The following is an 8,752-nucleotide window of genomic DNA, read 5'->3' on the forward strand; positions in this document are numbered from 1 at the left end:
TTCCTACTTCTCTTCGTATACATATTTCAGCGCATGTTCCGCTTCTGCATATGCTGCATTTTCGGCATAATCGGTTGCCTCATTTACAATATTGTTTATTTCATCGGTCATTTTTTTCTCAATCTCATCGGTTAATACGTTAGCTTCCTTCAAATAGCTCGCAAATGTAAATATTGAATCTTTCTTTCGCGCCTCTTCCACTTCTCCCTTCTCGCGATACGTCCGATCATCGTCATCACTCGAATGGGCTGTAAGACGATAAGAAACCGCTTCTATCAAGGATGGACCCTCCCCATTAACAGCACGGGTCCTTGCTTCTTTAACCGCCTGATAGACGGCGAGCGGATCATTACCATCCACCGTCACTCCCGGCATACCGTAACCTTGGGCCCTGTCAGCGACTGTTTTACTCGCTACTTGCCTGTCGTATGGTACGGAGATGGCATACTTGTTGTTTTCAACCATCGTAATCACAGGTAATTTATGGACACCGGCAAAGTTTAGACCTTCATGGAAATCTCCTTGATTGGACGATCCTTCTCCCAATGTTACAAAGGAAACGAAATTCTTATTCTCCATTCTGGATGCAAGAGCCACACCGACCGCATGGGGTACTTGCGTTGTTACCGGAGATGAACCGCTTAATATTCTGTTTTTCTTTTGTCCGAAGTGACCCGGCATTTGTCTGCCGCCGGAATTAGGATCATCAGCTTTGGCAAATGCAGAGAGCATCAATTCTTTTGCTGTCATCCCAAAGGCTAAGACAACGCCCATATCTCTATAGTACGGTGCCGCATAATCCTCGTTTCTGTCAAGTGCGAATGATGCCCCTACTTGTGCTGCTTCCTGTCCTTGACAAGATATAACAAATGGTATCTTGCCAGATCGGTTTAAAAGCCACATTCTTTCATCAAGTTTTCTTGCTAAAAGCATTGTCCGATACATATCCAGAACTTGTTCATCTGTCAGGTCCATTTCTGTATGCCGAAATTTCGTCATATGCATTTCCTCCTTTGTTAACCGTGGATTTGTTTATTTTCAACAGCCATTGCCGCTTCTCCCATTATTTCCGAAAGGGTCGGGTGCGGATGAATCGTTTGAGCTATTTCCCATGGAGTGGCATCCAGAACCTTTGCAAGTGCCGCTTCTGAAATCATATCCGTTACATGTGGGCCAATCATATGGATTCCCAATATGTCATTAGTATTTTTGTCAGAAATGATTTTTACAAATCCATCCGACTCTCCATATACCAATGCTTTTCCAATTGCCTTAAAGGGGAATTTCCCTGTTTCAACCTCAAAACCTCCATCAATTGCCTCACGTTCGGTATACCCGATGCTTGCTATTTCAGGATTGGAATAAACACATGAAGGGATATTCCTATAATTTATCGGAAGCGGATTCTGTTCTGCCATGTGTTCAACAGCAGTTATCCCTTCATGGGAAGCAACGTGGGCAAGCTGCATGCCGCCAATCACATCACCGATTGCATATATATGCGACTCCTTTGTCTGGAAAAAATCATTTGTTTGGATATAACCATTATGAAAGTCTATTTCTGTATTCTCCAGACCAATGTTCCCCGTATTGGCCTCTCTGCCAACAGATACTAACATTCTATCGGCCTGGAAGGTTTCCTTTTTCCCATTTATGTCTGCTTCTATGGTTACTCCAGTATCTTTAGATAACGAATCTGCCAGTACCTTCGCACCTTTTACGAACTGAATGCCTTTTCGTTTCAGAAGCCGTTCTGCTTCCTTAGCGATCGCTTCATCTTCTGTCGGGAGTATTTGATTGAGATACTCCAGTACAGTCACCTTTACACCAAAATCGGCAAGCATGGAAGCCCATTCAATCCCAATGACACCTCCGCCAACGATGACAATCGATTCCGGCAGCCGGTCCATCTGCAGCGCATCGTCTGAACTCATTACCAAACTGCCATCAAAATCTAAGCCAGGCAAGGATTTTGGTCTTGAACCAGTTGCGATAAGGACATTCTTAGGTACGATCATGGTGTTTTCATCGCCATTCTCGTATTCGATGGAGATGGTCCCGGGCATTGGAGAAAAAATACTTGGACCGAGTATACGGCCAAACCCTTTGAAGACGTCTATATTCCCTTTCTTCATTAAACCTTGTACACCTTGATGCAGCGTATTGACAATAGCTTGTTTTCTGTCTTGAACCTTTGTGAAATTCAAGCTTGTATTGGAAGTTTCCACACCAAACTCCTCTGCATGCAAAGTTTGGCTATAGACCTCCGCACTGCGCAATAATGCTTTAGAAGGTATGCACCCGCGATGGAGACACGTTCCTCCCAATTCACCTTTTTCTACAACCGCAACTTGCATTCCTAACTGGGATGCTCTGATTGCAGCAACATAGCCTCCTGTACCTCCGCCTAATACTACCAGGTCATATTCCTTAGCCATTTACGTTCACTCCTCTTCCATAGAATATATTTTAGAGTCCTCTTTGTTTCTTAGAACACGAATGACGCCTTCACTTAATGACTGCAATTCATTTTCTCCTGGATAAACAATCATATCGGCAATCCAATTGACCCGTTCCATGATCCATTTTGTAAGTTTACTTCGATTGCCTAAATTGCCTGTAATCACAATTGCATCGACTTCTCCGCAAAGTACAACACTCATTGCTCCGATTTCCTTGGAAATTTGATATGCCATAGCGCGATACACGTTTTCTGCCTCGCTGTCACCAGCATCAATTCTTTTCTCTATTTCGGCGATATCGTTTGTCTGCAGGTATGCGTTTAGCCCTCCGCTGCCCTCCACATATTCAAAAATCGTTTCGAATGAATACGCTTCAGAAAAACACATTTTAATAAGTTCAGAAACTGGGACACCACCAGATCTCTCGGAAGAAAAAGGACCTTCCCCATCCAAACCGTTATTAACGTCGACAACCTTTCCCCGCTGATGTGCTCCTACCGTTATCCCTCTTCCAATATGTACGACAATCAAATTGATGTCTTCGTAGTTTGCTTGCAATTCTGCCGCTGCTTTCCTTGCAGCGGCCTTATGGTTTAAAGCGTGAAAAATGCTTCTTCTAGGGATTTCCGGAATGCCGGAGTATCTGGCAATATCTCTCAATTCATCTACTACAACAGGGTCAACGATGTAGGAGTCAATATTTAGTCCTGTAGCTATCTCATATGCAATAATGCCGCCAAGGTTAGATGTATGCTCACCATAAGCAGCTGTCTTCAGATCATATAACATAGCGTGATTCACTTTATAGGTTCCGCCGTCAATTGGACGCAGAAGTCCGCCTTTACCACATACTGCAGTCAGCTTTGACAGGTTGATTCCCTCATAAAACAACTGTCCAAGGATGATTTGTTTTCTATATTCCACCTGATCGGCAACAGAATTAAAGCTTGTTAGCTCTTGCCGTGTATGAAGGACCTTTCTCTCAAAGATACATCTATCATCATCAAATACTCCAATTTGAGTAAACGTGTCTCCAGGGTTTATAACCAAAACTCGCTTCACTGACTGCAATTGTTACCCTCCATTTTTATCTTCTGCTCAATATATGATGTTCATTAAGTAAAAACTGATTCCGGGAATTGCGTACAGACTGTATTCTTTCTTCTGCCATCCGGTCAGCAGCAACATACGTTGGAATATTATCACGCTTCGCAATTTCAAACACTCGCTCCAGGCTGCTGTATATTGTTTCAACATTTTTCATTGCCCGTTCCGCGTTATATCCCACCAGTTCATCAGCCACATTGATGACGCCACCTGCATTGATGACATAATCCGGTGCATAGACAATTCCTTTTTCATGAACAATATCTCCATGTGTGGTTGACTTTAACTGGTTATTAGCAGAGCCCGCAATTACTTTTGCTTTCAATTTCGGAATCGTACTATCATTAATGGTGGCACCAAGTGCGCAAGGTGCATAGATGTCACATTCTGCCTCATAGATATCATCAGGATCCACAGCCTTGGCACCGAAAGCATCAACTGCCCTTTTTACTGCTTCCTTGTTGATATCCGTTACGATTAGCTCGGCCCCCTCATTGTGAAGATATTCGCACAATGCATAAGCCACGTTTCCAACACCTTGTATAGCAATCGTCTTCCCTTCCAGCGAATCATTTCCGAAGGCTTCTTTAGCAGAAGCCTTCATTCCCTTATAAACACCATACGCTGTAACCGGTGAAGGGTTTCCGGAAGCTCCTGAGTAGGATGAAGTACCGGCAACATAATCCGTTTCCAAATGGATAAGGTCCATATCCTGCACTGTTGTTCCAACATCTTCAGCAGTAATATATCTGCCATTCAATCCTTGTATATATCGGCCGAATGCTCGAAACATTTCTGGATTCTTATCTTTTTTTGGATCACCGATAATGACTGTTTTTCCGCCACCTAAATTCAAACCTGCAGCAGCATTTTTATAAGTCATCCCTTTTGCCAATCGGAGGGCATCGACAATTGCATCTTCTTCAGAATCATAGGTCCACATTCTCGTGCCGCCCAGCGCGGGTCCAAGTGTTGTATCATGTAATGCAATGATTGCTTTTAATCCTGAATTTTTATCCTGACAAAAAATCAATTGTTCATAATCGTATTTTTCCAAGCTAGTAAAGATTTCCATGGGAGTTCCTCCTAATTTATCTTTCATTAAATAGCAAAGCTTTTTTCTGACGTCAGACTAGAGTCATTGTAAACTCTCCATCATTATCATAGCAAAAATCGTGCCATTTTACTGATACTGTATATGAATGGTTTATCGCACCTGAAATATGCAAATGATTTCATACATGCAATTAATTGCATGCCATATTAATCAATTTGATATTTCTCCATCTTATAATAAAGGTTTCGGATTGAAATATCCAAAGCGCGGGCTGTCTTTGTTTTATTGAAAGCATGTTGTTCATACACTGTCTGGATATAATCTTTTTCAAATGATTCTGTCGCAGTCTGCAGTGAATCGTTCTGTACCACTACATGCGCGGGCCGTTTAATGGATTGCTTTGTGATGTTGTGCAGTTCCGGCAAATGATATTGCTCAATTTTCTCATCATGGATAGTCATAAAAATCATGGCTCTGCTGATCACATTTCCCAATTCCCGGACGTTTCCCGGCCACTCATAATGCATTAGTTTGGATAAAGCACTGTCAGAAATGGTTTGCACATTCCGGCCATAATCCTGGTTGATTTTTTGGATAATGTGATCAATCAATTCCGGGAGGTCATCTATTCTTTCCTTGACTGATGGAATGAATATCGGAAGTTTGTTTAATCGATAATACAAATCTTCCCTGAATGTACGATTCATGATTGCCTTTTCTAGATTGACATGTGTCGCTGTAATGATACGGACATCAATGGAAATCGGCTTTGTACTGCCGACCCTGACGATTTCCTGTTCCTGCAGTACGCGCAGCAGCTTCGCCTGCATCTTCATCGACAGTTCACCAATCTCGTCAAGAAAGATGCTGCCATTGTTCGCCTCTTCAAACAAGCCTTTTTTCCCACCGCGCTGCGCTCCGGTAAATGCTCCTTCTTCATAGCCAAACAGTTCGCTTTCCAGCAGCGATTCAGCGACGGCTGCACAGTTCACACGAATGAATTTATGGTGCTTTCGCTCGCTTTCATTATGAATAGCATGGGCAAATAGCTCTTTCCCCGTCCCGGATTCACCTCTCAGCAACACTGTTGCGGGCGTTTTTGCACCCACCTTAGCTTGCTCCAGGGCAAGTCTCATTTCTGGAGAACTTCCAATAATATCATCAAATGTGTATCTCGCTTCAAGATTTCGGATGATTTGTCTGGCCCGTTTCAATTCTTTGGTCAGTGACTGGATCTCTGTGACATCGTGCAGGACACCGACACTTCCCTTAATAATACCTTTTACGATAACTGGAGCCACATTTACAATGACATCTTTCTTGGCTGGCCCGACTTTCATATGTACACCTCGAACAGGACGTCTCGTTTGCAGGACTTTCATATGCATGCTTTCCCCTTCGGAAATGTCGACAGTTGCCGGCTGCCCAATCACATCCGTTTCTTTAAGACCGGTAATTCGGGTATATGCAGGATTGATGATCAATCCCAAACCATGTTCATCGACAACACTAATTGCTTCATCGGATGACTTAATGATCGCTTCAAGCATCGTTTTTATTTCATTCAGATCGGTGTTTTCTTCTGCCAGTTTCATTACCTCTGTAATATCTTTAAATACGGCAAAGGCGCCAACTAGTTCACCAATTTCATTAATTATTGGGTTCCGGGTGGATACTAGCCTCTTACCATTTTCCAGCGTTATTTTTTGATTGACTTCTTTTCTTTTAGATTGAAGAACATGCGGCAGCCTGGATGAACTGATCAGCTCTTTTACATTCTTATCTTTATAATGTTTGAGGGTTTTATCAAGAATTTTTTCCGCACTCTTATTGATAAATTGGACCTTTTCGTTACGATCAATAACAATCATACCATCATGAATATGATTTAAGATCAAGTGCTGGCGTTCTGACTGATATTTCATTTTCCCCATCAGCGATTCTTTCTCATAGAGAAGTTCAGAGATGATATATGCAACTGAACCTGGGATAACGATTGTCTTCTTTGGTCTTCTGTCGATGATTTCTTCAAGCACTTGTTCATTGCCGGTAGCTTCGATAATGATATCAATATTCTCTTCCATCCAGTCCGCCCAATCCGAACCAATCGGGATACCTTCACGGGCTGCCTGTTTTAGCCCTTCTGCAGACACATTCGTATCTACTACTGCCGCAATCTCCATTCGTTCAGTTTCCTGCAGCAGGTTTATAAGTGCCGTCCCGCCCTTTCCAGCACCAATTATGAGTACACGTTTCATTTTATCCCACCTTGCAGTTTCTTGCATACCTATATCTTACGTTAGGATGCATTTATTAGCAAATAGAGTGCCATTCCTATTTTCTCACTATTTTGTTATACTTTAGAGACGCATATTGAAATGAATTGTAAGAGGAGATTCGAACATGTATAGAATAATCGCATTGCTCATGCTTTTTATCCCCGGTGCTATAGCTGCGTTTGGAATAAAATTGATGAGAGATACTGTTTTTGATGACTATTATCCGATTTTCATGTATTCCAGCATTCAATTTATATTCGGTCTTTTACTTTTTATCGGTGGCCTTCTGTTTGTTGGAGGATTTATTGTTCATCGTGATAGGAAGAAACACAGGTCCACGGAAGAGAAGTGAAACGGATAGGGAAATGAGCAGCTTTTAAATTTTTTTATTACGATTTTTCTTATAATTGTGGTATATTAGTTAAAAATTAAGCATCAGGGGGATCTTAGTAATGAAAGTGGCAAAATTTGGCGGAAGCTCAGTAGCGAATGCAGAGCAATTAATAAAAGTAGGAAATATCATAAAAAGCGATCCCAAACGAAAGTTCATCGTAGTTTCTGCGCCTGGAAAACGGTTTGCCGGTGATGCCAAAATGACGGATATGCTGATCCAGCTTGGAGAAGCGTTTCATAATGAGGATGACTATGAACTTTATTTATCTGCTGTTATGGCCAGGTTCAGCGAAATTATAGAGGGACTTCGTGTCAATGATGACATCTATGCAGAAATTGAAACTGGCATAAAAACGGCACTTGCGGCTAAAGGATCAATGGAAAGTAAAATGGATGCCATTAAAGCAACAGGAGAAGACAGCTCAGCAAAGATTCTTAGTGCATACCTTAATTCAGTGGGCCTTTCTGCATATTACATAAATCCACAGGAAGCTGGAATCATTGTCAGTGATGAACCTGGAAACGCGCGCATTCTACCGGAAAGTTTCGATAAAATATATTCTCTGCACAATGAGGAAGGTATCCTTGTTATTCCTGGATTTTTCGGCTATACAAAGGAGGGCAAATTGGCAACTTTTTTCAAGGGGAGGATCCGATATAACCGGATCGATTATTGCTGCTGGCGTTAAAGCGGAAATGTATGAGAATTTTACTGATGTGGATTCGGTTTATACAGTAAATCCAAACATCGTATCCCACCCTAAAGAAATAACCACCTTAACCTATAAGGAGATGCGTGAACTATCATATGCAGGTTTTTCGGTCTTTCATGATGAAGCATTGATACCTGCCTTTCGTGAAAAAATACCTGTGTGTATTAAAAACACGAATAATCCGGATGCTCCCGGAACATTGATTGTAGCGGAAAAAGAAACAAGCGAAAAATGTGTTGTGGGCATCGCGAGTGATACTGGTTTTTGCAGTCTCTATGTAAGCAAGTTTTTGATGAATAGAGAAGTTGGTTTTGGACGAAAACTGCTGAATATTTTTGAGGATGAGGGAATTTCGTTTGAACATGCACCCTCTGGAATAGATGATATGTCTGTTATCTTTAGAGACAAAAAATTCACACCTGAAAAAGAGAAAATTGTGGTGGACAGGATAAAGGAAGAACTAAAAGTAGACATGGTAAGTATCCATCGCGATCTCGCTGTCATTATGGTCGTTGGTGAAGGTTTGGTCAATACAATCGGCGTAGCACAGAAAGCGACTACCGCCTTCTCGAATGCCAACGTCAATATTGAAATGATTAACCAGGGATCGTCGGAGGTTTCGATGATGTTCGGAATACAAGCTGCCGATTTAAATGATGCAATCCAATCGCTTTATACATCCTTTTTTTCATAAACGACTTGATTCCAGCTCTTTCTTACAACACAAGAACGAAAAAATAT

Annotated in this window: 6 protein-coding genes and 1 pseudogene; 2 read left to right on the forward strand and 5 right to left on the reverse strand. The window is 41.8% G+C overall.

Annotated features, from left to right (window positions below; translation table 11 throughout):
* Nucleotides 1-3: 3 nt before the first annotated feature.
* The 5 genes from OMHG_RS10680 to OMHG_RS10700 all read right to left on the reverse strand — a co-directional run bounded on the left by OMHG_RS10680 (nt 4) and on the right by OMHG_RS10700 (nt 6,884).
* Entirely contained in the window at nt 4-999 is a 996-nt protein-coding gene (locus OMHG_RS10680; protein WP_010650798.1) for a thiamine pyrophosphate-dependent dehydrogenase E1 component subunit alpha, read from the reverse strand.
* Nucleotides 1,000-1,016: 17 nt separating this feature from the next.
* Nucleotides 1,017-2,438 (reverse strand): dihydrolipoyl dehydrogenase, encoded by a 1,422-nt coding sequence (gene lpdA, locus OMHG_RS10685; protein ID WP_010650799.1) that lies wholly within the window; start codon nt 2,436-2,438, stop codon nt 1,017-1,019.
* Between the two features lie 6 nt (nt 2,439-2,444).
* Nucleotides 2,445-3,533 (reverse strand): butyrate kinase, encoded by a 1,089-nt coding sequence (buk, locus tag OMHG_RS10690; RefSeq protein ID WP_010650801.1) that lies wholly within the window; start codon nt 3,531-3,533, stop codon nt 2,445-2,447.
* Nucleotides 3,534-3,549: 16 nt separating this feature from the next.
* Nucleotides 3,550-4,644: a Leu/Phe/Val dehydrogenase gene (locus tag OMHG_RS10695; RefSeq protein WP_010650802.1), complete on the reverse strand. Its 1,095-nt coding sequence runs from the start codon at nt 4,642-4,644 to the stop codon at nt 3,550-3,552.
* Nucleotides 4,645-4,832: 188 nt separating this feature from the next.
* The gene (locus OMHG_RS10700; RefSeq protein ID WP_010650803.1) at nt 4,833-6,884 is read right to left on the reverse strand and encodes a sigma-54 interaction domain-containing protein; all 2,052 of its coding nucleotides are present in this window, start codon (nt 6,882-6,884) and stop codon (nt 4,833-4,835) included.
* Between the two features lie 145 nt (nt 6,885-7,029).
* Between OMHG_RS10700 and OMHG_RS10705 the strand changes: the two genes are divergently transcribed.
* Both OMHG_RS10705 and OMHG_RS10710 read left to right on the forward strand, forming a co-directional pair.
* A complete protein-coding gene (locus OMHG_RS10705) occupies nt 7,030-7,257 on the forward strand; it encodes a DUF2627 family protein (RefSeq protein WP_010650804.1) in 228 nt (75 codons plus the stop codon).
* A gap of 100 nt (nt 7,258-7,357) precedes the next feature.
* Nucleotides 7,358-8,705: pseudogene (locus tag OMHG_RS10710) on the forward strand (aspartate kinase).
* The last annotated feature ends 47 nt before the right edge of the window (nt 8,706-8,752 follow it).

Source organism: Oceanobacillus massiliensis str. N'diop, from assembly GCF_000285495.1.
GTDB classification, from domain to species: Bacteria; Bacillota; Bacilli; order Bacillales; family Amphibacillaceae; genus Oceanobacillus; species Oceanobacillus massiliensis.